24 protein-coding genes are annotated in these 23,811 nt (G+C 61.6%); 15 read left to right on the forward strand and 9 right to left on the reverse strand.

Annotated elements, in window-relative coordinates; translation table 11 throughout:
• Positions 1-31 precede the first annotated feature (31 nt).
• A complete protein-coding gene (locus L6D63_RS17085; protein ID WP_047294843.1) occupies positions 32-481 on the reverse strand; it encodes a winged helix-turn-helix transcriptional regulator in 450 nt (149 codons plus the stop codon).
• A gap of 171 nt (positions 482-652) precedes the next feature.
• On the opposite strand from L6D63_RS17085, the gene L6D63_RS17090 reads away from it, so the two are divergent.
• Positions 653-1,471 (forward strand): alpha/beta fold hydrolase, encoded by an 819-nt coding sequence (locus tag L6D63_RS17090; RefSeq protein WP_131670235.1) that lies wholly within the window; start codon positions 653-655, stop codon positions 1,469-1,471.
• 45 nt (positions 1,472-1,516) lie between these two features.
• Here the strand turns inward: L6D63_RS17090 and L6D63_RS17095 are convergent, their stop codons facing one another.
• The 3 genes from L6D63_RS17095 to L6D63_RS17105 all read right to left on the reverse strand — a co-directional run bounded on the left by L6D63_RS17095 (position 1,517) and on the right by L6D63_RS17105 (position 5,363).
• On the reverse strand, positions 1,517-2,230 hold the full coding sequence (locus L6D63_RS17095; RefSeq protein WP_131670234.1) for a DUF72 domain-containing protein: 714 nt from the start codon (positions 2,228-2,230) through the stop codon (positions 1,517-1,519).
• Positions 2,231-2,446: 216 nt separating this feature from the next.
• Positions 2,447-4,234, reverse strand: a complete 1,788-nt coding sequence (locus L6D63_RS17100; RefSeq protein WP_131670233.1) for a thiamine pyrophosphate-requiring protein — start codon at positions 4,232-4,234, stop codon at positions 2,447-2,449.
• 235 nt (positions 4,235-4,469) lie between these two features.
• Positions 4,470-5,363 carry a LysR substrate-binding domain-containing protein gene (locus L6D63_RS17105; protein WP_131670232.1) on the reverse strand — a complete coding sequence of 298 codons (894 nt, stop codon included), beginning with the start codon at positions 5,361-5,363 and terminating at the stop codon, positions 4,470-4,472.
• A gap of 176 nt (positions 5,364-5,539) precedes the next feature.
• On the opposite strand from L6D63_RS17105, the gene L6D63_RS17110 reads away from it, so the two are divergent.
• From L6D63_RS17110 to L6D63_RS17130, 5 genes are all read left to right on the forward strand, one after another.
• A complete protein-coding gene (locus L6D63_RS17110; protein ID WP_131670231.1) occupies positions 5,540-6,160 on the forward strand; it encodes a LysE family translocator in 621 nt (206 codons plus the stop codon).
• A 73-nt stretch (positions 6,161-6,233) separates the two neighbouring features.
• Entirely contained in the window at positions 6,234-7,073 is an 840-nt protein-coding gene (yghU, locus tag L6D63_RS17115) for a glutathione-dependent disulfide-bond oxidoreductase (RefSeq protein ID WP_121184980.1), read from the forward strand.
• A 231-nt stretch (positions 7,074-7,304) separates the two neighbouring features.
• Entirely contained in the window at positions 7,305-7,673 is a 369-nt protein-coding gene (locus L6D63_RS17120) for a hypothetical protein (protein WP_095666830.1), read from the forward strand.
• A gap of 66 nt (positions 7,674-7,739) precedes the next feature.
• A complete protein-coding gene (locus L6D63_RS17125) occupies positions 7,740-8,591 on the forward strand; it encodes an AraC family transcriptional regulator (RefSeq protein ID WP_131670230.1) in 852 nt (283 codons plus the stop codon).
• A gap of 44 nt (positions 8,592-8,635) precedes the next feature.
• Positions 8,636-9,022, forward strand: a complete 387-nt coding sequence (locus L6D63_RS17130; RefSeq protein ID WP_121184976.1) for a cupin domain-containing protein — start codon at positions 8,636-8,638, stop codon at positions 9,020-9,022.
• 49 nt (positions 9,023-9,071) lie between these two features.
• On the opposite strand, the gene L6D63_RS17135 is transcribed toward L6D63_RS17130, so the two are convergent.
• On the reverse strand, positions 9,072-9,800 hold the full coding sequence (locus L6D63_RS17135; RefSeq protein WP_131670229.1) for a type 1 glutamine amidotransferase: 729 nt from the start codon (positions 9,798-9,800) through the stop codon (positions 9,072-9,074).
• Between the two features lie 121 nt (positions 9,801-9,921).
• Complete coding sequence (locus tag L6D63_RS17140; RefSeq protein ID WP_131670228.1) at positions 9,922-11,118, reverse strand: MFS transporter; 1,197 nt, start codon at positions 11,116-11,118, stop codon at positions 9,922-9,924.
• A 242-nt stretch (positions 11,119-11,360) separates the two neighbouring features.
• Here L6D63_RS17140 and L6D63_RS17145 point away from each other — a divergent pair, with 242 nt between their 5' ends.
• The 5 genes from L6D63_RS17145 (at position 11,361) to L6D63_RS17165 (ending at position 17,474) form a co-directional block, all read left to right on the forward strand.
• Positions 11,361-12,293 (forward strand): AraC family transcriptional regulator, encoded by a 933-nt coding sequence (locus tag L6D63_RS17145; RefSeq protein WP_131670227.1) that lies wholly within the window; start codon positions 11,361-11,363, stop codon positions 12,291-12,293.
• 87 nt (positions 12,294-12,380) lie between these two features.
• The gene (locus L6D63_RS17150) at positions 12,381-12,836 is read left to right on the forward strand and encodes a (2Fe-2S)-binding protein (RefSeq protein ID WP_027613020.1); all 456 of its coding nucleotides are present in this window, start codon (positions 12,381-12,383) and stop codon (positions 12,834-12,836) included.
• Positions 12,836-15,088, forward strand: coding sequence for a xanthine dehydrogenase family protein molybdopterin-binding subunit (locus L6D63_RS17155; RefSeq protein ID WP_131670226.1), 2,253 nt, complete (start codon positions 12,836-12,838; stop codon positions 15,086-15,088). Before L6D63_RS17150 ends, L6D63_RS17155 begins: the two co-directional genes overlap by 1 nt.
• Before the next feature lie 17 nt (positions 15,089-15,105).
• A complete protein-coding gene (locus tag L6D63_RS17160) occupies positions 15,106-16,458 on the forward strand; it encodes a c-type cytochrome (RefSeq protein WP_131670225.1) in 1,353 nt (450 codons plus the stop codon).
• Between the two features lie 11 nt (positions 16,459-16,469).
• Positions 16,470-17,474, forward strand: a complete 1,005-nt coding sequence (locus L6D63_RS17165; RefSeq protein WP_095666838.1) for an XdhC family protein — start codon at positions 16,470-16,472, stop codon at positions 17,472-17,474.
• Positions 17,475-17,519: 45 nt separating this feature from the next.
• Here L6D63_RS17165 and L6D63_RS17170 read toward each other — a convergent pair whose 3' ends face one another.
• From L6D63_RS17170 to L6D63_RS17180, 3 genes are all read right to left on the reverse strand, one after another.
• A complete protein-coding gene (locus tag L6D63_RS17170) occupies positions 17,520-18,473 on the reverse strand; it encodes a bifunctional helix-turn-helix transcriptional regulator/GNAT family N-acetyltransferase (protein ID WP_131670224.1) in 954 nt (317 codons plus the stop codon).
• Between the two features lie 217 nt (positions 18,474-18,690).
• Positions 18,691-19,032: a hypothetical protein gene (locus L6D63_RS17175; protein WP_041062700.1), complete on the reverse strand. Its 342-nt coding sequence runs from the start codon at positions 19,030-19,032 to the stop codon at positions 18,691-18,693.
• Positions 19,033-19,118: 86 nt separating this feature from the next.
• On the reverse strand, positions 19,119-19,763 hold the full coding sequence (locus L6D63_RS17180; protein WP_131670223.1) for an ATPase: 645 nt from the start codon (positions 19,761-19,763) through the stop codon (positions 19,119-19,121).
• Positions 19,764-19,933: 170 nt separating this feature from the next.
• On the opposite strand from L6D63_RS17180, the gene L6D63_RS17185 reads away from it, so the two are divergent.
• From L6D63_RS17185 to L6D63_RS17200, 4 genes are all read left to right on the forward strand, one after another.
• Positions 19,934-20,182 carry a hypothetical protein gene (locus L6D63_RS17185; protein WP_131670222.1) on the forward strand — a complete coding sequence of 83 codons (249 nt, stop codon included), beginning with the start codon at positions 19,934-19,936 and terminating at the stop codon, positions 20,180-20,182.
• A gap of 103 nt (positions 20,183-20,285) precedes the next feature.
• Positions 20,286-21,443 (forward strand): GGDEF domain-containing protein, encoded by a 1,158-nt coding sequence (locus L6D63_RS17190; protein WP_047294881.1) that lies wholly within the window; start codon positions 20,286-20,288, stop codon positions 21,441-21,443.
• Between the two features lie 8 nt (positions 21,444-21,451).
• Complete coding sequence (locus L6D63_RS17195; protein WP_131670221.1) at positions 21,452-21,946, forward strand: PaaI family thioesterase; 495 nt, start codon at positions 21,452-21,454, stop codon at positions 21,944-21,946.
• 290 nt (positions 21,947-22,236) lie between these two features.
• Entirely contained in the window at positions 22,237-23,781 is a 1,545-nt protein-coding gene (locus tag L6D63_RS17200; protein ID WP_131670220.1) for a methyltransferase regulatory domain-containing protein, read from the forward strand.
• Positions 23,782-23,811 lie beyond the last annotated feature (30 nt).

Genomic DNA, 23,811 nt, shown 5'->3' on the forward strand with positions numbered 1-23,811 from the left:
CGGTTGCGGTTTTCCGGGGTTAATCCCTGGTTCAGTGTGCAACGCCCAACTTCGTCGCCACGTCCTGCGGTGCCAGCAGGCGGCCATCCGCTGAACGCAATTCCAGCTTCCTGATCGGCTGCCGCTGCTGCGCGTCAACCATCACCGAACCCGCCTCCCCCGGCGCATACAGGTGTTCGCCGCCCCACTGCGACAGCGCAACGATCACCGTCTGCAAGGCCTTGCCGCGTTCGGTCAGCACGTATTCCTTATAGGCACCGCCATCGGCGGCCGGCACGGTTTGCAGGATCCCCTGCTCTACCAGGCTCTTGAGCCGAGCGCTGAGCATGTTCTTGGCGATGTCCAGATTCTTCTGAAAATCACTGAAGCGGCGGATGCCCTCCAGCGCATCGCGGATGATCAGCAGCGACCACCAGTCGCCGATCAGATCCAGCGTACGGGCGACCGGGCAGGCGTTGCCGTGCAGGCTTTTGCGCTTCACAGGGTGTTTCTCCGTCAAATCCAGCGTGTGGTTGCATCTTACAACTGTGGTCGCGGAAAAGAACCACGCCGACAGCGCAGCACCTGCATACAAGTGGCCACGGTCGATTGCGCGGATAGTGAATCCTGCTTTTACAGCCCTCCCCAACGCGTACTCAAGCAAGGAGTTTCCATGAGCACATTCACTACCGATGACGGCACACAGATCTATTTCAAGGACTGGGGCAGCGGCAAGCCCGTGCTGTTCAGCCATGGCTGGCCGCTGGATGCCGACATGTGGGAATACCAGATGGAATACCTGAGCAGTCGCGGCTACCGCACGATTGCCTTCGACCGCCGTGGTTTCGGGCGCTCCGATCAACCGTGGAACGGCTATGACTACGACACCTTTGCCGACGACATCGCGCAACTGATCAAACACCTCGACCTGCGCGACGTGACGCTGGTCGGTTTCTCCATGGGCGGCGGCGACGTCAGTCGCTACATCGCCCGCCACGGCAGCGAGCGCGTTGCCGGGCTGGTGCTGCTTGGCGCGGTGACGCCACTGTTCGGCAAGAAGGCCGATTACCCGCAGGGCGTCGACACCTCGGTGTTCGACGGGATCAAGGCCGGCCTGCTCAAGGATCGCGCGCAGTTCATCGCGGACTTCGCCGCGCCATTCTACGGCACCAATCAGGGCCAGAAAGTGTCCGATGGCGTGCTCACGCAAACCCTGAACATCGCCCTGCTCGCCTCGCTGAAAGGCACCGTGGATTGCGTCACCGCGTTTTCGCAAACCGACTTCCGCCCGGACATGGCGAAGATCGACGTGCCGACTCTGGTAATCCACGGTGACGGCGATCAGATCGTGCCGTTCGAAACCACCGGCAAACAGGCCGCCGCGCAGATCAAGGGCGCCGAGTTGAAAGTCTACGCCGGCGCGCCCCATGGTTTTGCCGTGACCCACGCCGAGGCGCTGAATGAGGATCTGCTGGCCTTCCTCAACCGCTGACGATCATCGGCGCGAGGATCGTCTGCGATGACGTGTCCGCCTGGCTCAATCCGCCATCAACGCTGCCAGTGCCAACGCGTTACCCAGCGCGGCACCACTGGCGGTGTTGTCGAAGATGCACCAGACCGCGGCGCCCTCTGCTGCCGCGACCTGCATCTGCTCTGCCAGCGCTTGCAGATAACGCTCGTTGTAGGCGCTGTGGTAGATACGTGGCGAACCGTGCAATCGCCAATAACACACACCTTGCCAGCCCTGCGCCGAACCATCGGTACTGATCCGCGACGGATCGACCATGGCCTGGGCAATCCGATACGCCTGCAGCATCGGCGCTGCCGTTACCCATGACTCATGCCGTGGCTCAAGCACCACGGCACCGGCGAAGCGTTGGCGCAACGCCACGAAAAACGCCTCTGCGCTTGTCGGTTCAAAGGCCAGCGACGGTGGCAGTTGCACCAGCAAGCATCCCAGCCGATCGGCCAGACCCTCGCACTGCCCGAGAAATTCGTCCAGCGCTTGATCACAGTCCCGCAGACGCCATTCATGAGTGATCTGCTTTGGCACTTTCACTGAAAAGCGAAAGCCCGGCGGCACCGAATCCGCCCAGCGCGCATAGGTCTGACGCCGATGCGGACGATAAAACGAGCTGTTGATTTCCACGCAGTCAAACCGCGCCGCGTAACGCTGCAGATGCGTACCCTCGGCCGGAAACTGCGGCCAATACTCGCGCCCCAGACTCCAGCCCGCGCAACCGATGAACATCAAAAAAGCACCTTCGCTGCTTCACCCATGAAAATCTCCACGGTCCTCGTTCACAGATTCAGGACACAGCGAAATACCTGTGGGAGCTGGCTTGCCAGCGAAGGCGTCGACACCTCCACAATCGCTGCACCTGACACAACGCTTTCGCGAGCAAGCTCGCTCCCACAGGGTTCTGCGGCGCTCACAGATTTGGGACACGACGAAGCGCCTGCACGATTATTTTTTGCCGGGGAGGACGCTGGCCAGTACCTGCTTGGCGGCTTGCACGATCACCCCCGCCTCGTCAGGGTCGCCCTTGAGCAAGGTCGTGGCAAACTTCTTCGCCTGTTCGAGTTTGATGTGTGGCGGCAACGGCGGCACGTTGGGGTCGGTCTTGAACTCGATCAGCACCGGTACGTCCGAGGCCAGCGCCTGCTCCCAGGCGGCAGCGACGTCCTCGTCGCGGTCGACGAAAATCCCTTTCAGGCCGATGGAAATGGCGAACAGGTGATACGGCACATCGGGAATGCTCTGCGAGGCTTCGAACTTCGGATCGCCTTCCATCACCCGCTGCTCCCAGGTGACCTGATTCAGATCCTCGTTGTTGAACACCGCGCAGATCCATTTCGGGCTGCTCCATTGGCGCCAGTATTTGGCGACGGTGATAAGCTCGGCCATGTTGTTCATCTGCATCGCGCCGTCACCCACCAGCGCAATCACCGCACGCTCGGGGTGCGCAAACTTGGCAGCGATCGCATACGGCACGGCTGCGCCCATCGAGGCCAAGCCACCGGACAGCGAACATTGCATGCCACGACGGATCTTCAGGTCACGGGCGTACCAGTTGGCGCACGAACCCGAGTCGCTGGTGATGATCGCCTGCTCCGGCAGGCGCGGTGACAGCTCGTACACCACCCGCTGCGGATTGATCGGATCGGCTTTGGCCATCGCACGCTTTTCCAGGGTTTTCTCCCAGCTGCCGCGCCAGCCTTCAATTTTCGTGCGCCACTTGTGCGAGGTTTTCTGTTCGAGCAACGGCAGCAGCGCGGCGAGGGTTTCGGCGGAGTCACCGACCAGATTGACCTCCATTGGGTAACGCAGGCTCAGCATGTCCGGCTGCAGGTCGATCTGCACGCCGCGCGCCTGACCTTCCTTGGGCAGAAATTCAGCATAGGGAAAACCCGAGCCGATCATCAACAAAGTGTCGCACTCGCTCATCATCTTGTAGCTTGGCTCGGTGCCCAGCAGGCCGATACTGCCGGTGACCCACGGCAAATCGTCCGGCAGCGCGGCCTTGCCGAGCAACGCCTTGGCCACGCCAGCACCGAGTTTTTCCGCGATGGCGATCACTTCATCCGTCGCTTGCAACGCGCCAGCGCCGACCAGAATCGCGACTTTTTCACCGCTGTTCAAAACGTCGGCGGCGCGCTGCAGATCAGCTTCGTAGGGCAGCACTTTCGGCTTGGTGTATCCGACGCCGGAATGCGCAGTGCCGTGTGCCCGCGCCGGTGGCTCGTACGCAAGATCCTGCAAATCATTGGGCAGAATGATCGCCGTCACCCGCCGCTCGCCAACCGCCGTACGCACGGCACGATCGAGCAGATGACGCACCTGCGACGGCGCCGAGGCCTGCTGCACAAAGGCCCCGGCCACGTCCTTGAACATCGAGACCAGATCCAGCTCCTGCTGGTAATGACTGCCGAGCGCCGTCCGCGCCTGCTGACCGACTATCGCCAGCACCGGCTGGTGATCCATGCGCGCGTCGTACAGACCGGTGATCAGGTGCGAAGCGCCGGGCCCCGACGTGGCGATGCACACGCCCAGTTCGCCAGTGAATTTGGCGTGGGCCGACGCCATGAACGCGGCCATTTCTTCGTGTCGGGCCTGAACGAATTCGATCTTGCCATTGGCTCGGGCGAGCGCGCCGAATACGCCATTGATGCCGTCTCCCGGATAACCAAAAATCCGCGTGACGCCCCATTGGCTGAGCCGCTCAACCAGAAAATCGCCCACTGTCGTCGTCATTTCGTTCCTCGACTGTCACCGATGCATGAAGCCTGCCCGGCGAGATATCCGCCGGGCGGTACATGGGTCTGGACAGTCGGGACGCGCGCGAAGTTTCGATTGTTTTTACCCGACGGTATTGCCAAACAGCTCCCTGCAGGAGCTGCCGAAGGCTGCGATCTTCTGATGTTGTATTTGGTGCATGCAGGAACGAGCGGCGATGACGCCTGACCCATTGACTGCAGCCCCTCTGTCGTCAAGGCTTCAGATCATCCACGAGCGGTGGGCTGCACGCGCTCATCTGCCGGGCAATCCACTCGCGAAAAAGCATGGCATTGGCGCTCTGTTCGAAGGGTCGCGGTGACAGCAGGCAATAGCTCGAACCGTCCCGCACAAAGCCGAACGGCGCGATCAACTGGCCGGACTTGAGTTCGTCCTGCACCATGAGAAACGACGCCATTCCGACGCCCAGCCCGGCCAGCGCGGCCTGAATGCACAGGTAGAAATGCTCGTAATCGACCCGACTGACACCCGATGCGTCCATGCCGGCCAGTCGCATCCAGTTGTCCCACGCCTGCGGGCGGGTCTTGCTGTGCAGCAGGCAGGCGCCACGCAAATGACCACCGTCAGGTCGACTGGACGGCACGCAGACCGGGCCGATCCACTCTTCACAAAGGGTCACGCCGTGCACGGTTTCGTCCCAATGGAAATCGTCACGCCGGATCGCCAGATCCACCCCTGAACGAGCGAAGTCGATCGGCCCGCCGGCCGTCAGCAGTTGCACCTGCAACTGTGGATGCGCGCTGTGGAAGTCGGGCAGTCGCGGGATCAGCCATTTCATGGCGATGGTCGGCTCGCAGGACACCACCAGCACGTCATCGTGGACTTCGCGTTGCAGGCGATAAACCGTGCTCTGCAACTGCTCGAACATCGGCGCGGTGACATTGAACAGCAAGCGCCCGGCATGGTTGAGAAAGATCGCGCGGTTACGCCGTTCGAACAATTCGACCCCGATCGCCTCCTCCAGCAAACGCACCTGGCGGCTGACCGCGCCGTGGGTGACGTGCAGCAGCTCGGCAGCCTTGACGAAACTCTGGGTCTGGGCGGCGGTGTTGAAGAAGCGAAAGGCAGCCAGCGGAGGCAGGTTCATATAGGCGATGATTTCTCACAGATTTTCGCGACTATAAATCGTTTTTTTTGCCAGTGACAATTCCCCATCATGGCGCCACTCGGAGCCTGCCGCATCCCTCCAAACATTTGCAAGAAAGACTGCGGACAGTGCATCTGTGAAATCAAGTAGCGCAAATGACGCGATGGAGCGTAGGCATGAATGAATTGTTTCTGGTAATCGCCATCACCGTTCTGGCGGTGATCAGCCCGGGTCCGGACTTTGCCATGGTCACTCGCAACAGCTATGCCTACGGACGGCGCAGCGGGTTATTAGCCGCGCTGGGCATCGCCTGTGGCGTGCAGGTTCACGTGTTCTACACGGTGTTCGGGGTGGCGCTGATCATCACCCAATCGCCGCTGCTGTTCTGGATGATGAAACTGCTGGGCGCCGCATACCTGGTCTATCTGGGCATCAAGTCCTTTACCAATCAATCGGTTCTGACATTTGCCGATGCGAGCGCTTCGGTGCCTCGCGCCTGGAAGGTGTTCTGCTCAGGTTTTCTGACCAATGCACTGAATCCGAAAACCATGATGTTTGTGGTGGCGGCCTACAGCCAAGTGGTGGAGCCTGGCAGTTCGCTGACGGTGAACTTTGCCTATGGCTTGTTCATGTCGGTCATTCATTGGCTGTGGTTCAGTCTGGTTGCGCTGTTTTTCTCCACTGAACGGTTACGCCGTCGCCTGCTGGAAAAACAGCGGCTCCTCGACAAGTTCATCGGGATTGCGCTGATGGGACTGGCGGCGTGTTTGATCATTCCGGGGGTTGCGCAGTCTTGAGCTAGAGCGTTTATGCTGTCGTGTCTGATATCCGTCAGGTCATTCTCGGCAAGTTCACCATGAGGCCCATTTCATGAGTAAAGCGCCCTACGCTCCGCCCAAGGTCTGGAAACACGAAGCGCCGTCCGGCGGCCATTTCGCCAGCATCAATCGCCCGATTGCCGGGCCGACACATGACAAGACATTGCCTGTCGGCAAACATCCGCTGCAGCTGTACTCCCTGGCGACCCCCAATGGCGTGAAGGTGACCATCCTTCTGGAGGAGCTGTTGGCGTTGGGGCATTCCGGGGCCGAATATGACGCATGGCTGATCCGCATCAACGAGGGCGATCAGTTCTCCAGCGGTTTTGTCGAGATCAATCCGAACTCGAAAATTCCGGCGCTGCTCGACCGCAGCGCACAGCCGCCGATTCGGGTGTTCGAGTCCGGTTCGATCCTGCTGTATCTGGCGGAAAAGTTCGGCGCCTTCCTGCCCAAAGACCCGGCTGGCCGCACGGAAACCCTGAACTGGCTGTTCTGGCAGATGGGCTCTGCGCCTTATCTGGGCGGCGGCTTCGGGCACTTCTATGCGTATGCGCCGGAGAAGCTCGAATACCCGATCAACCGCTTCACCATGGAAACCAAGCGTCAGCTCGATGTGCTCGACCGACGCCTCAAGGAAAGCCGCTACCTGGCCGGCGACAACTACACCATTGCTGACATCGCGGTCTGGCCATGGTACGGCCAACTGGTGCGCAACAATGTGTATTCAGCCGCCGAATTTCTGGCGGCCCACGAATACACCCACGTGCAGCGCTGGGCCGAAGACATTGCCCAACGCCCTGCGGTGAAGCGTGGCCAGCGCGTCAATCGCACCTGGGGTGACGAGGCGAGCCAGGTTGCCGAGCGGCATCAGGCCAGCGATCTGGATTGACGCCACAATCCCACAAAGATTTGTACTGGACAGGGGCATCCCGGTTCACAGCAACCTTTATGGGAGCGAGCTTGCTCGCGAAGGCGCCAAGTCAGTCAACACTGACATAACAGACCTACCGCTTTCGCGAGCAAGCTCGCTCCCACAGGGAATTCGGGTTGGACTTGAGGATTTGTGAATCCTCAGCAATTACAGTGAGACCACACCACCACTGTCGTCAAAGGATCTGCAATGCCTGCTGGAAAACGAGAACTGGCGCGGATCGAGCGGCGCTTGATTGCCACGCTCACCGACGCATGTGAAACCGCAAAAGCTGAAATCCAGGGCTTCACCTGGCTGACCCACACCGCTGACCTGAACGCGTTGGCGGCGACCCTGAAAGTAATCTGGGTGTTCGATACTGAGGCCAACAAAAATCTCGCCCTCACACAAGCCAAAGCGCGGATCTTCGAACTGACGGCCACCGCGCTGAGGGAGGCCGATATCGACCTGCCCGCATCAGAGCGCAACGTGTGTTTCGACTCCGAGGAGGCATGCCAACGCACGCACGGTGGCAACTGGCGTGAGCGTCTGGCGCAAAATACGCGAGGGCAACGGTGACACCCTGCTTTCGATCAGGTTGGCTATCATCGCTCGCAGCAGGCTTCTCTCAGAGACAGTGAAACCATGGAACAGTCCAGACCAGATCCAGATTCCGATTGGGTAGTGCGCAGCACACAGCCGGGGCGGATAGAACGTATCGAAGCCCGGTTTGGCGGCCATGGCTACCACCCACATCGGCACGATACTTACTCGATCGGTCGCACCCTCTCTGGCGTGCAAAGCTTTCACTACAAGGGCAGCCTGCGCCACGGCTTACCGGGTAACACCTTGCTCCTGCATCCTGATGAACTGCACGATGGCATGGCCGGGACCGAAGCGGGGTTTCGCTATCGAATGGCCTATATCGATCCGGCTTTGATTCAGCAGGTGTTGAAGGGTGAACCGCTACCCTTCATCGCCGGCGGTCTGTCCAGCGACCCGCGCCTGTATCGCGCCAGTGAAGCGTTCGTGCAGGCGATGGATTACTCGCTTGATCCGCTGGAAGAACAGGACGCCCTGTTTGATCTGGCAATGGCCCTGCGCGCCGTGGCCGGCAAACCTCGCGGGCGCAAACTGCTCGATTACCCGGCAGCCGAGCGCGCAAGGGAATTCATCATGGCTCACCTGCACCAGAGCATTACGCTGGAAATGCTGGAGCACGCCAGCGGCCGTGAAAGGTGGAGCCTCTCTCGGGACTTCAGAGTGCTGTTTGGCACCAGCCCCTATCGTTTCGTGACCCTGCGTCGCCTGGATATATTGCGCACGCTGCTGCTTGACCGATTCTCGCTGGTGGATGCCGCACTGGCTGCGGGTTTTCACGACCAAAGTCATATGACCCGGCACTTCACCCGCACATATGGGGTATCTCCGTCGCGTTGGCTGGAACGCGTCCTGGGGCAAAGGCAACTTGCAGGATCGTACAAGCATCGCCAATAACCCCTCCGCTAGGCTGACGGCTCCTGTCTGATAGAGGATTTGTCATGCCACATACCAGCAAAGTACCAGCACTGCACGCCATCAATCTGGCGCAGAAATCCGCGCTGATCGATCAGCAGTGGAGCCCCCGTGTGGTCGCCGAAATGAATGACTACCAGTTCAAAGTGGTTCGCATCGAAGGTGAATTCATCTGGCACTCCCACCCGGAAACAGATGAGGCCTTTATTGTGATCGAGGGCACGCTGCGGATCGACCTGCCCCATGGCAGCGTATACGTCGAACCGGGTGAGCTGTACGTCGTGCCGCGCGGGATCGAACATCGGACGGCAGCGGAAGGAGAAGCGCGCCTGATGATGATCGAGCCTCGGGGGGTGCGTAACACCGGGCACGAAGGTGGCGAGCGCACGGCTGACAACGACATCTGGATCTGAGCAGGAGGCGCCGTGATGCTGCGATGCGACGGCGCCATTGTTTGAGTATCTAGTCGTTGGTTTGCCGCTGATAATGCGCCATTAGCTTGTCGAGGAACTCGAACAGTTTCAAGTTCATCTGCTCATAAGCGTTGGTGCGAAGCGCCGCGGGCTGCTGAACGAAACGACAATCCAGCGCCGCCGCGAGCTCGTCAGGGGACGCGGCAATCAAACGCTCCACGACCTCCGCCGTGAACTCCATGTGGCACTGGAAGCCGTAGACCAGATCGCCGTATTCGACAATCTGACGGGGGCAGCCCTCACTGACGGCGAGGACCTTCGCCTGCGCCGTCAGCCCCGGCATGTCGTTGTGCCAATGACCGACGTCGAGCGCATCGCCGAAGTGCGCCACCTTGGCGTTGTCCTTGCCCGCCTCGGTCAAGGTGATCGGAAAATTGCCAATCTCCTTTTCCGGGCTGTGACCATGCGCAGCACCCAGCGCTTCGCCGAGCAATTGCGCCCCCAGGCAAACGCCTACCACTGCCTTGTTCGCGTTGATCGCTCTAACGATCAGGTCGCACTCGGCAGCCGCATCGAAATGCGGGCATTCCTCTTTGCTCGTCGCCGGCGATTGCGGGCCGCCCAACACCACCAGCAGGTCGATGTTTTCGACGCTCGCGGGCAAGGCCTCAAACGCATGCACGCGCGAATAACTCGCTTCATGGCCACGTTCGCGTACCCAGGTTTCATAGGCGCCGGGCGATTCGAATGCTTCGTGAACCACGAAATGAACGTTCATTGGAAATCCTTGATGAGAGGCTGGAGGAGTGATGCGCCAAAGACTATATGACACATAGTGTCATTGGCAAATCCGTTGCTGGAGCAGAGCTGTCAATTCCACGATCACTCTTACATTTCTCTCAACCGACCACGTTCGACTCGACAAAATGCACTTGTGCAGCACTGCGCCCCGATAACCAGGCAAGCACCGACGCAATCACTAACACCGCCGCGCTCAGCTCGAAGGTGGCTTTATAACCGCTCAGATCAAACGCCAGGCCACCGACGATGGCCCCTGCGGCAATTGCCAGTTGCACGATGGCCACGAGCAAGCCTCCGCCAGCTTCGGCATCCTCCGGGAGTGTTTGCGCCAGCCATGTCCACCAGCCCACGGGCGCCGCCGTGGCGACCAGCCCCCACAGGCCCAGCAGCACCGCAGTCAGCAGCGGTGATGCGCCGAAGTTGACCAGCGCCAGGGCGATGAGCGCCATCATCAGCGGGATAACCGTCAGCGTGCGGTACAGGCCGGTGCCGAGGAATCTTTCGATCACAAAGGTCCCGATGAAACCGGCAAGCCCCAGTCCCAGCAGCATCAAGGACAGGGTTGAGACGCTGACCCCGGTGACCTCCTCCAGAAAGGGCCGCAGGTAGGTGAACAGCATGAATTGCCCCATGAAAAATACGCTGACAGCGACCATCCCCAAAGCGACCGGCCATTGCTTCATCAGCCGCAGGGCGTTGCCGCTACCGGCCTGACGCTCGAGCTTGAAGGACGGCAGACTGATCAGCAGCCATATGGCCGCCAGCGCGGCGACCGGAACCACACAGAAGAACGCGCCGCGCCAGCCTACCAACGACCCGAGGAAGCTGCCCGCCGGAGCAGCGATTACGGTCGCCAGCGCGTTACCGCCGTTGACAATGGCCAGTGCCCGGGACACTTGATCCGGCTTCACCAGCCGCATCGCGGTCGCCGCCGACAACGACCAGAAACCGCCAATGGCGATGCCGATCAGGGCCCGCCCGAACATGAACGAAGGGTAGCCCGGCGCGAACGCGACCACCGTCCCCGAGACGATCATCAGCAAGGTCAGCCCCAGCAACAGCGTCTTGCGCTCGATGCGAGCAGCAACCGCTGCAATCACCAGGCTGGTCACCAGGGCGAACGCACCGGACACGGAAATCCCCTGCCCGGCCTGGCCTTCGGTGATGTGCAGTTCGGCGGCAATCGGCGTCAGCAGACTGACCGGCATGAATTCTGAAGCGACCAGAGCGAAGGCGGACAACGACATGGCCAGCACCGCGCTCCAGCCGCGCTGTTCTGTGGAAAGGGAGGTCATGGGAACTACCTGTATGGCGAGAGGCGTCCGGGCGATGGCCCCGACGAACTGTTTTCACGGTGCGAGGATCGCGTTGTCGAATCGCGTCTCTCCCGTAATGGTTTGACACATTCTCCCGGTCGATCCACCTCCGCCCTAGTGCATTCCTCTTGAATGCTTGCCTGATCCTCTGAGGTTGCGGGGTGGTGTATAGGAAACGCCTGTGCAGCGGATTAGAGTTCGATCAACAGGAGTTGTCCGACATGATCCCTACCCCGCCGCGCCACGCATCACCTTTGGCGTTGAACATTGACTCGCGCATGAGCGTGCCGGGTGACTTCGCCACGTCGATACCCGGCCTGTCGCTGTTTCGTCGCGATCAGCCGGCGCCACCGGTCGTGTGCATGATCGAGCCGAGCCTGATTCTGGTGGGCCGTGGGGAAAAGCGCTTGTGGGTCGGCGGTGAGGGTTACCGCTATGACCCATCGCGGTTTCTGGTCACTTCACTGGATCTGCCCGCCAATTCCGAAGTGATGCTCGCCAGCCCCGAACAGCCCTGTGTCGGGCTGGTGCTGAGACTGGATGTCGGCATGCTCGCCGAGATCCTCAGCAAAGGTGGCTTGCCTGCGAAGCGGCAGCCGTCGATGAACGCGGGCGCTGGCATTGGCAGCATGTCGTGCGCGCTGGAAGGCGCGCTCGAACGCCTGCTGGCATTGCTCGACGAGCCTGAAGCGATCCCGGTACTGGCGCCGCTGGTGCTGCGGGAAATCCACTATCGGCTGCTCCATACCGATCAAGGCGCGCGGCTGCGGCAGATCACGGCCGTCGATGGCCAGGGTTATCGCATTGCCAAAGCCATCGACTGGCTCAAGGTCAACTACAACGCGGCGCTGCGCATCGATGAGCTGGCGGCGCGGGTGCAGATGAGCGCGCCGACCTTTCACCACCACTTCCGCCAGCTCACCGGCATGAGCCCGCTGCAGTACCAGAAATGGCTGCGATTGAACGAGGCGCGCCGGTTGATGTGGATGGAGCGTCTGGACGTTTCGCGAGCGGCGTTTGCGGTCGGCTATGAAAGTCCCTCGCAGTTCAGCCGCGAATACGCACGCCTGTATGGCACCGCACCCAGTCGTGACATCGCGCTGCTGCGTGGCGAACCCTTCGCCGCAGAAGCGCTGGGTAACGCGGCCAGTTGAGCAAGAACACGCTTTACCGGTGAGGCGCCGCGCAGCGTTTCACCGCTTATAAAAATGCACGTCAACCGATGATCGAGCGGGTGAACCATGGAACTACGAATCAACCAGAAAACCTATCAGGTCGATGCCGACGCCGATACGCCCCTGCTGTGGGTGATCCGCGATGACCTGGGCATGACCGGCACCAAGTACGGCTGTGGATTGGCGCAGTGCGGCGCCTGCTCCGTGCTGGTGGACGGCAACGTGGTGCGCTCGTGCGTCACGCCGGTGGCCGGTGTGGTCGGTCGCGAGGTCACCACCATTGAGGCGATTGAGGCCGATGATGTCGGCAAACGGGTGGTCTCGACCTGGGTTGATCTGCAGGTCGCCCAGTGCGGCTACTGCCAGTCCGGCCAGGTAATGGCCGCCACGGCGCTGCTCAAGCAAAACCCCAAGCCGAGTGACGCGCAGATCGAGGCGGCGATGGTCAACCTGTGCCGCTGCGGCACGTACAACGCCATTCACGCCGCCGTGCATGAGCTGGCCGGCAAGGGAGACGCCTGATGAACGTGCGTATCGATCCTGCACAGCAAGCCTCAGCACTGGCGCTGCACGAACCGATCAACGTGTCGCGCAGACGTTTCCTGGCCGGCACCGCCGTCGGCGCACTGGTGCTCGGCTTCGGCCTGCCGCTGGGCACGACTCGGGTGCAAGCCGCAGTGGCGGCCGCGACTGCCGAGCGTGGCACGCAGGTGCCGGCGTTTCTGGAAATCCGCCCGGACAACCGCGTGCGCCTGCTCTGCCCGTTCATGGAAGGCGGACAAGGTACGTTCACCGCGATGGCGCAGATCGTCGGTGAAGAGCTGGATGCCGACCCCGCGACCTTCCTGGTCGAAGCCGCGCCGCCCGGCGAAGCCTATGTGGTGATGGAAAACGGCATGCGCATCACCGGCGGCAGCATGTCAGTGCGCATGAGTTACCCGGTGATGCGCCGCCTCGGCGCCCTCGCCCGCGCCATGCTGCTGCAGGCCGGTGCGCAGAAACTTGGGGTGCCGGTCAGCGAGCTGAGCACCGAACCCGGCAAAGTCATGCACGCCAAATCGGGTCGCTCGCTGGCCTACGGCGAACTGGCCGAACACGCCATGGATCTGCCGGTGCCCGATCCGGCCTCGGTGCAACTGCGTGATCCGAGCCAGTTCCGCTGGATCGGCAAACCGGTGAAGCGCGTCGATGCCTACGACAAGTCCACCGGCAAGGCGCTGTACAGCATCGATCTGAAAGTCGATGACATGCTCCACGCCGCCGTTCAACATGCGCCGCGTTTGGGCATGACCGTAGGCAACTTGCGCAACGAAGAGCAGGTCAAGGCGATGAAAGGCGTGCATTCCGTGCATCGTCTGCCGGGTGCCGTGGCCGTGGTCGCCGAGCGTTGGTGGCACGCCAAACGTGCGGTGGAAGCGATCCAGGTCGACTGGCAAGAGCCAACCGCCGACAGCAAAGTACGGCCGATGCCCGCAAACTTTTCCAGTGATGCCTGGCTCAAGCGCCTGGCTGACGACAAAGGCCCGGCCAGGGATGATGAAAATGAGGGCGACGTGGCTGCAGTTCTGGCCAGCGCCAAGACCCGGATTGACGCCACTTACCACAACCAGTACCTGAACCACGGCCAGTTGGAGCCGCCATCGGCGCTGGCCCGCTTCAATCCCGACGGTTCGCTGGAGGTCTGGTTGCCGAATCAGGCGCCGGACATGTTCCGTGCCGACATCGCCAAACGCACCGGACTCGACCCGTCGCGCATCACCTTGCATTCGCCATTGCTGGGCGGCTTCTTCGGTCGGCATTTCCTCTACGACGCCGCCAGCCCCTACCCGCAGGCGATCGAGTTATCCAAGGCGGTTGGCCGCCCGGTCAAACTGATCTGGAGCCGCGAGGAAGAGTTCCTGCGTGACGTGCTGCGTCCTGTAGCCGCGGTGAATTTCCGCGCCGCGCTGGACAACGACGGCTGGCCGCTGGCAATCGAAGCGATCAGCGCCACCGAAGGACCGACCGAGGCGCTGGCCGGCAAACAGGGTGAGAAGCTCGACCCGACGGCGCTTGAAGGCTTGTCGGGCAAGTCCTATGCAATCCCCAACAAGCGCATCGCACAGATCTACGCCAAAGGCCCGGCGATGCTCGGTTACTGGCGTTCGGTGGGCAACTCGCTCAACGACTTCTTCTATGAGTCGTTCCTTGACGAACTGGCTGACAAGGGCGGCAAGGATCCGTTCGAATTGCGCCTGCACCTGCTGCGCGACAACCAACGGCTGACCACGTTGCTGCACGCAGTGGGCGAGCTGTCGGGTGGCTGGAAGCGTGGGCCGTTTACCGCGGCGGACGGCAGCAAACGTGCGCGAGGCGTGGCGATGGCGTCGCCGTTCGGTACCCAGACGGCGGTGATCGCCGAGGTCTCCATCGAGCATGGTCAGGTCAAGGTGCACGACATCTGGCAGGCAATCGACCCCGGAAGCATCGTCAATCCGGCGATTGTCGAAGCGCAGGTCAACGGCGCGGTGGCGCTGGGCCTGTCGCAGACCCTGGTGGAGGAAGCCGTGTGGATTGATGGCAAACCGCGCGCGCGCAACTACGACCTGTATCCGATCCTGCCGCCTGCGCGGATGGCCCGGGTTCACGTGCGTGTGGTCGAGAGCGGGGAAAAAATGGGCGGTATCGGCGAACCACCACTGCCCGCCGTCGCGCCCGCCGTCGCCAATGCCGTGGCAACGCTGACCGGGCAACGGGTGCGCAGCCTGCCCATGAGCCGCCACACCTTCACTTGATCAGCGCCGGAGCGTCCATGAACAACAGCCGATTCGCAAGAACCGCAGGCTGGCTGGCAGTGCCGTGCCTGGTCGCGGCAGGCCTGCTGGCCTGGTATGTCACCCGCGAGCCTGTCTCGCGCCTTGAAAACAACCACACCGCCGTGGCCGACATCGACCCGGCGCTGGTCGCTCGTGGCGAATACGTCGCCCGGCTCAGCGATTGCGTGGCATGCCACAGCGTGCCGGGCGGTGCGCCGTTCGCTGGCGGCCTGGAAATGGCCACACCACTGGGCGCGATCCACGCGACCAACATCACCCCGGAGCCGGAAACCGGTATTGGTCGCTACAGCCTGGCGGACTTTGACCGTGCAGTACGCCACGGCGTGGCACCCGACAGCCGCCGTCTGTACCCGGCGATGCCCTACCCGTCCTACGCCAAGCTCAGTGACGACGACGTGCGAGCGCTGTACGCGTTTTTCATGAAAGGCGTGGCACCGGTCAAGCAGGCGAATATCCCGAGTGCGATTCCTTTCCCGTTGAACCTGCGCTGGCCGATTGCGTTGTGGAACGGTGTGTTTACCGAAACCGAGCCCTACGTGGCCAAACCGGCGCAGGATGCCGTGTGGAATCGCGGCGCTTATCTCGTGCAAGGCGCCGGGCACTGCGGCAGTTGCCACACGCCGCGCGGTCTGGCGTTCAACGAGAAGGCTCTGGATGAATCCGCCACGCCGTATCTCGCTGGCGCCTTGCTCGATGGCTGGTATGCGCCAAGTCTGCGTGATGATCACAACACCGGCCTGGGCCGTTGGAGCGAGCCGGAGATCGTGCAGTTCCTCAAGACCGGGCGCAACAAACACGCGGTGGTTTACGGCTCGATGACCGAGGCGTTCAACAACTCCACGCAGTTCATGAGCGATGACGATCTGACCGCGATCGCCCGCTATCTCAAGTCATTGCCGGGGGATCGTCAGCGCGACGGCCAGCCGTGGCAGTACCAAGCGGCTTCGGCGACGGAACGTCTGGACGCGCCCGGTGCTCATACCTACGTCACGCGCTGTGCTTCGTGCCACGGCCTCGACGGCAAGGGCCAGTCGGAATGGATGCCGCCGCTGGCTGGCGCCACCTCGGCACTGGCCAAGGAAAGTGCTTCGGCGATCAACATCACCCTCAACGGTTCACAGCGGGTGGTGGCGGCCGGAGTGCCGGACGCCTATCGCATGCCGGCCTTCCGTGAGCAGTTGTCGGATCAAGAGATCGCCGAAGTGCTGACCTTCATGCGCAGCAGCTGGGGCAATCAGGGCGGTGCCGTTGAAGCGCAGGCCGTCAACAAGCTGCGTGAACGTACCGATCCGGCCAGCAGCAGCCCGATCATCCTGCAAATGCGTTAGAGGAACGTTTGATGGAAAGCATCGACTTGCTGGTCCTGCGCACCGCGCGGGACTGGCTCGCCACCGGCGAGCAGGTGTTGCTCGCCACGGTGGCGCGCACATGGGGCTCTTCGCCGCGCCCGACAGGGTCGATGATGGCTTTGCGTAACGACGGGCGCGTGGTGGGCAGCGTGTCCGGCGGCTGCATTGAGGACGATCTGATCCAGCGTTACACCACCGCGCAGGGCGGCAGCGGCCTCAAGGACAGTGCACCCGAGGTGGTGCGCTACGGCGTCAGCGCCGACGAGGCGCATCGTTTCGGTTTGCCCTGTGGCGGCACGCTTGAGCTGATTCTTGAGTTCAATCCCTCATGGCAGGTGCTGGACCAACTGCTGCTGCAACTGGATGCCGGGCAACTGGTACGCCGCTGCCTGGCACTGGATGGCGGTCAGGTCACGCTGCAAACCACGGCCACCCCAGAGCAATTCAGTTTCGACGGCCAACGGATGCTCAATACCCTCGGGCCGGGGTATCGCCTGCTGATGATCGGTGCCGGCGCACTGGCCGAGTATCTGGCGACCATGGCCCTGTTCAACGGCTTCAAGGTCGCGGTGTGCGACCCGCGTGCCGAATACATCGACACCTGGGCGGTGGACGGTGTGGAGCGGATCATTGGCATGCCGGACGACGTGGTACGCGACTTCGCGGTCGATCTGCGCACCTGCATCGTCGCCTTGAGTCATGATCCGCGACTCGACGACCTGGCATTGCTCGAAGCCCTGCACAGCCCGGCGTTTTACATCGGCGCCATCGGTTCGCGGCGCAACAGTCAGCTGCGCCGCGAACGGCTGATCGAGCATTTTGGTGAGACCCGGACATCACTCGAACGGCTGCACGGGCCAATCGGCATTTACATTGGCAGCAAGACACCGGCGGAAATCGCCGTCAGCGTGATGGCCGAGATCCTGGCCGCGAAGAATGGCGCCAGCCTGCCGAAGGCGTTTTCGATTGCCAGCGCCAAGGCGCAGGAAGCCTGACTGGCGGACACATACAGCGCCTGGGTGATGACACTGATACAACCGTCACCGTGAGGCGGCTGTTCGGGTGAACTGCTGTTCCGTCACCACACTGCCCCACTGGCTGCCCTGCTCTTCCATGGTCAGTTCGAACCCGGCCGCTTCGTACAGTCGGCGCGCGGCGTCGAGGCCTTTGAAGGTCCACAGCTGAATCGCGTCAAAGCCGTGCTGATCGCAAAACTCCACCGCCGCCCTCAGCAGTTGCCGGCCGACGCCACTGCCGCGGCAACCGTCGTCGAGGATGAACCAGCGCAAATGCGCCTGATTGTTACCCAGATCCTGCCCGTCGATTGCGATGGAACCGACAATGCGCTCATCAAGCATCGCCACCCAGATCTGGTTGCAGGGCTGATCGAGACGCCCGACAAACTCCGCCGTTTCACTGGCAACACGCCGTTCGAAAATCGCGCCGAAACCGGAATGCCGCGAATAATAATCCGCATGCATTTGCGCCACGCGGCCAATCAGCCCGGGGCGATAGCCGGCGCTGATGTGCAGGTTCGGCGTGAGTGGCCGGTCAGCGCCCAGACGGATGCTTTTGAGCGCATGGGCGTAGGTTGCAAGGCCCTGCGCCACGCTCTGTTGTTGCGACGGATTGAGCGTGTTCAGTGCGTTGCTGACCTGCGCCCGGCCGTAGGCATGAATATCGTTGACGGTCTGCCGGCCCTGCGCAGTCAGCTGCAACAGCTTGACCCGGGCGTCCTCGGCGGCACGCTCCTCGATCTCCCCGGCCTTGATCAGTTTGCCGACCATGCGGCTGACACTGGATTTTTCCAGGCCAAGGCTTTGCGCCAGTTGTGCAGCGCTGACGCCGTCCCCGGCCTCGATTTCCAGCAATGCGTGCACGCCGGAGGCTGAATAGTCGGTCGCCGCCAGGGTGGCGCGCAGGAAACCGAACTCACGCACCATCGTGCGCGACGCTGTACGGATTTCTTCGATCAAGGCTGTAGGGATACTCATGACACATCACCACTGAAATTTAGTTGCACCATACAACCATATTCCCCTTTGCCGACGCAAGCAGCCGACCACGCCGGGCAAGCGTCAGCGTGCCGACATCAAAACCGCAGCAAACGTCAGACAAAAAAAGCCCCGCAACCGAATGAGGTGCGGGGCAAAGTATTGGTTGGTTGCGGCCAACCAAAGGAGCTCGGTCAGAACAGTGTGCGCGGCCGGGTCAGATGCAATCCTGGGCAGCGCGTTCAAAACTGGAAGGCAGGAAATTGGAGGCCAGCAAGTGGCGCTCGTAGATGAACACCTTGCCGCCGTTGCCGGCCTTGTAGGCTTCCAGCACGTTGTCCGCCGAGACCTTGCTTGGCACCACGATCCGGTAGCTGCGCTGGGTCTGCGAGACGGTCGGGTTCAGCGCACTGCTCTGCAGCTTGGGCACCACGCAATCGGCGTATTGCGCCGGGGTCTTGCGGGTCTGCAAGGTCAGCGTCGGGTCGTTTGGTGCGGAGGCGCAACCGGCGAGCAGCAAGGAGGCAACAGCCAGGGTCGGGGCAAAAAAAGTACGCATCGGTGTAATCCTGAAAATAAAAGTCCGGTTCATCCGGCAGCGGTTCAGCGTCACGGCGCCGCCGCTGCCCTTTTGGTTTTAAGTGTTCAGCTGGAAGCCACCAGCGCCTTGAGCGAGGCATCGAACTGCTTCAAGGCATTGAGTTGCAGATCACGTTGTTGCTGGATCTGTGCGGCAATCTCCTGCGCCGCTTTGTCGTGTACCCAGACCGACGGAATCTGTTTCTCCACCGAGCCCTCGGCCTTGCCGATGTATTGCAGGTCGGCATCGTAGAAACGCGCGATGAAATGCGCCTCGTACAGGCTGTTTTGCTGGGTCAGCAAGCGGTTGAAGGTGTCGAGTTTCACCACAATGTCCGGGTGTGCCTGAATCAGCGCATCAAGGCTGTCGTAAACCGTCACCGACGAAAAATGACGCTGCAGCGAGCTGAGCAACCAATCGATGGCCAGTTCCGGGTCGGAACTGCTGACAAAGGCTGCACGAATTCGCGAATCCAGCGCATCCTTGGCGCCGTGCAACGCCATGTCGTGGTAGCGCGACAGGTATTGCAGGTTTTCCCGGGTGTTTTCGCTGTACAGCACACCCACGGTCTGTGAATGTTGCAATGTCGCGCTGCTGCCGGCGATTGGCTGAAGATGACACGCACAGGCGTCGTCAGCGTAAGACGGTGCCGTGGCTACCATGCCGCTCATCAGCAGAGCGGTCAGTGCCAGTCGGGTCAGTGTCTTCATCGCGCAATTTCCTTGAGCTGCGTTTTCAATGAAGGCAATTTTCCGCCTATTGCTTGCAAAGCTGAACTTGCGTTTCGTGATGGTCACTATTACTTCTAGCGATAGTTACCGACGATAACGTTTGATCCATGCTCATCTCTAATGACTAAAACAACAGTGAGGACGCCGCTTTGAGAACCTTTGACCTGATCCGCGACGCGGTTTTGCCCGACTTTCGCGAGCGGGTGGCGGAATACCTGGTGCAGTACGAAAACGTGTTGCTGGACAAGGACATCACCGATGTGCAGCTCAAACGCGATACGGCCAATCAGTTGCGTGGCTATCTGCGCGGGCTGAACACCACGCGGGTGCTGGGCATGGCTTATTGGGAAGAACTGGATCGGCGGATCGTCGACACCTGGCTCGCGCCACAGTCATGACGGCGAACGCCCGGCCATGACATCAGCGTGCGGAGCCTGCCAAAACGGCCCCGAACGCTTACAATCGCCGGCCCTACCGACCTTCTGACAGGCTCCCCCGGAAATGCCGCTCGACCCACTGACGATGCTGACCATTTCGATCGCTCTCGCAGCCGCCGCCGCGCTGTATCTGGCGGTTGAGTGGCGCAGCATTCGTGAGCCTTCGCTGCTGTTCTGGAGCGCCGGTTTCGCCACCATTACCATCGGTTCCACCCTGGCCCTGCTGCGCAGTAATGGTTTTCTGCTGATCGGCATCTGGTTCGCCAACGGCTTGCTGGTGACCGCGCACTTTCTGTTTTTGCTGGGGGTGGCGCGCTTCACGCAGATCCGTCTGTCCCCGGCCTGGTACCTGATTTTCGTCAGCTGGCTGGTCATGCTGTTGTTGCCGGACGGGCCGTTGTGGTCGAAAGTCATGCTGGCCGCCAACTCGCTGCTGGTGGCCGCCTCGACGCTCAAGGCCAGTCTGCTGCTGCGCCCTCATGGCAGTTCGCTGAGCGTCGGCGCGGTGCAACTGCGCTACGTGTTGCTCGGTCACGGGCTGTTCTATGTGGCCAAGGCCCTGACCGTGATGATCCCGGGCACGCTGATCGATCTGGCGGCGTTCCGGGGTGAAATCATTCAGATTTCGCTGGTTGAAGGCGCAATGGCGATCATGCTGATCGCGCTGTCAATGACCGGCACCGAACGCTACCGGCGCGAGGAACAGATCGCCCGACTGGCCGCCCGTGATCCGCTGACCGCTCTCTACAACCGCCGCGCTCTCGATGTGCGCGCGCCGCGCTTGCTGCAGGACGTCTCCCCGGCGCATCCGGGCGCCCTGCTGCTGATCGACATCGACAACTTCAAATCGGTCAACGATCAGTACGGTCACAGCGCCGGCGACCGTTTGCTGGTGGCCTTGAGTGAAATGATCCGCGCCGAGACTTCCGATGAGACGCTCGCCGCCCGTTTGGGCGGCGACGAGTTCGTGATTTTGCTGAGCAACGCGCCCAGCGATCACGTCGTCAGACTGGGCGACGCCCTGCGGGATCAGTTTCACCGCAGCGCCGCCCAGGCATTCCCGACACCAGAGCCGGTGACGTTGAGCATCGGCGCCACCCTGTTCAACCAGCCGCCGGCCAGTCTCGCGGCATTGATCGAACAAGGCGACGCCGCGCTTTATGAATCCAAGCGCGGTGGGCGCAACCGCCTGCGCCTGACCGGAATCACCCCTTCAGGATGACCAGCCCCATGACCCGTTCCGAAACGTCCCTGCAAGACCTCGCCGCCCCCGCTGGCGTCTGCTACGGCTGCGGCGGCCGCAACCCGCATGGGCTGCACGTCAAAAGCTTCTGGCACGAGGACGGCGTGCATGTGATGGCCGAACACCTGCCGGACGACAAATACTGCGGCTGGCCGGATCTGGTGTACGGCGGGTTGCTGGCGATGCTGGTCGACTGCCATTCCAACTGGACCGCGATGGCTTACCACTACCGCGCCGAACAGCGTGCCCCGGGCAGCCTGCCGCGCATCGACTGCGTCACCGGCAACCTCGGCCTCAAGTTCATCAAACCCACACCGATGGGCGTCACCCTGACCCTGCGCGCCAGGGTCGAAGGCGATGTCGGGCGCAAAACCCGGGTGATCTGCGAGGTGTACGCCGGGGAAGTGCTGACGGCGGTGGGTGATTCGGTGTTCGTGCGGGTCGATACCGGGCAACTGGCGGACGCGGCACACGGTCGCTGACTTCCCCCGCTCCCCTGTAGGAGCTGCCGCAGGCTGCGATCTTTTGACTTTAAAGATCAACATCAAAAGATCGCAGCCTGCGGCAGCTCCTACAGGGCATGGTGCTCGAATTAACCCGCGCGCTGACCCGAAAGACTGCATGACCGATTTGCGGCCCACAGCAGCGATGGCAGACAGACGTCTAATCGCCTCGGCAATCGTAAGACTCACCTACATGTTTTTCCGCTTGTGGAGCGCACTGCCAACCCCTTATAAGAGCGGCTCTCACTCGCGAATTGAAGGATGCACCCATGAGCAATGCCTGGAACGAAGGGTATTTCACCGACGAGGGCTACACCTACTCGTATAGCCGGGAAATCAATCCGGTGTTCCAGCGTTTTTGCCTGTTGTTGCGCGGCTTTGCCACGCTGGAGAGTGCCGCTGGCTACCACTGCGAACTGGGCTTCGGCCAGGGTGTTTCGATCAACATCCATGCCGCCGCCAACCCGGGAAACTACGTCGGCACCGATTTCATGCCATCCCAGGCCGCGCATGCCATTGCATTGGCGAGCGACTGGAACAGCCAGGCGCGCCTGTATGACGACAGTTTCGAGCAACTGCTGGCCCGGGATGACCTGCCGGCCTTCGACAGTATCAGCCTGCATGGCATCTGGACCTGGGTCAGCCGCGACAATCAGCAACTGATCGTCGAATTCGCCCGCCGCCACCTCAAACCCGGCGGCCTGTTGTATGTCAGCTACAACTGTTTCCCGGGCTGGTCGCCTTCGGCGCCCTTGCGCAATCTGTTCAGTCTGCACAACCGCTTTGCCAGCCACGCCTCCACCAGCCCGGCCAAACGTATCGATGCCGCGATGCAATTTTCCGAAGCGCTGTTGGCAGCCAATCCGAAGTACGCCAGAACGGCGCCCGCTCTCGGTGCCCAGTTGCAGAGCATCAAGGGCCAGAATCGTCAGTACGTGGCCCATGAGTACTTCAATCGCGACTGGAACTGCATGTATTTCACCGACGTGGTCGACGCCATGGCGGCGGCCAAACTCGACTACGCCGCGACCGCCGTGCCGTTGGATACCGTTGCAGCGCTGAATCTGAGTGCAGAAGGCATGGACTTTTTGCAGGGGATCGAGCATCCGGTCATGCGCGAACAGGCGCGCGACTACTTCATCAATCAGAACTTCCGCCGGGATCTGTACGTGCGCGGTGCCAATCGGCTGTCTGCCGCCGAACAGCGGGATGCCCTGCTGAGAAGCCGGTTTGTCCTGTTGCAAGCCATTGAAAACATTCCTGACACGGTCACCGGTCCCGCCGGCGCGGCTTCGCTGCAAGCGGAGATTTACAGCCCGGTGCTCGCAGCGCTCGCAGCCAATGCCTATGCAGCGAAGACCCTGCAGCAGTTATCGATGGCTGTGGGCTCCGTGTCTTACGACGACCTGGTGCAGGCTGTCACCGTGCTGATCGGCATGGGCGTCGCCGCGCCATGCCAAAGCGAGGCCGCTGAAAGACAGGTGCAGGAACGTTGCGACACCCTGAACCTGCAACTGTGCAAGCGGGCGCTGTTCAACAGCGATATTCAGGTGCTGGCCAGCCCGGTCACCGGCGGTGGCGTGGCAGTCAGCCGCGTCCAGCAGTTGTTCCTGATTTCGCTCAAACAAGGCATGACTGACCCGCAAGACTGGGCGCAACTGGCATGGGCCGTCATCGGTGAACAGGGCGAAGTGCTGCTCAGGGGTGACCAGCCGCTGCTCACCGCCGAAGAAAACCTTGCCGAGATGACTGAGCAGGCCCGGGCATTTGCCCAGACACCGCTGGACATTCTCATGGCGTTGAAGATTGCCTGATCCCTCCCCCCGAACGACTGGCCGCGATCA

The organism is Pseudomonas parakoreensis (genome assembly GCF_021602155.1).
Lineage (GTDB): Bacteria > Pseudomonadota > Gammaproteobacteria > Pseudomonadales > Pseudomonadaceae > Aquipseudomonas > Aquipseudomonas parakoreensis.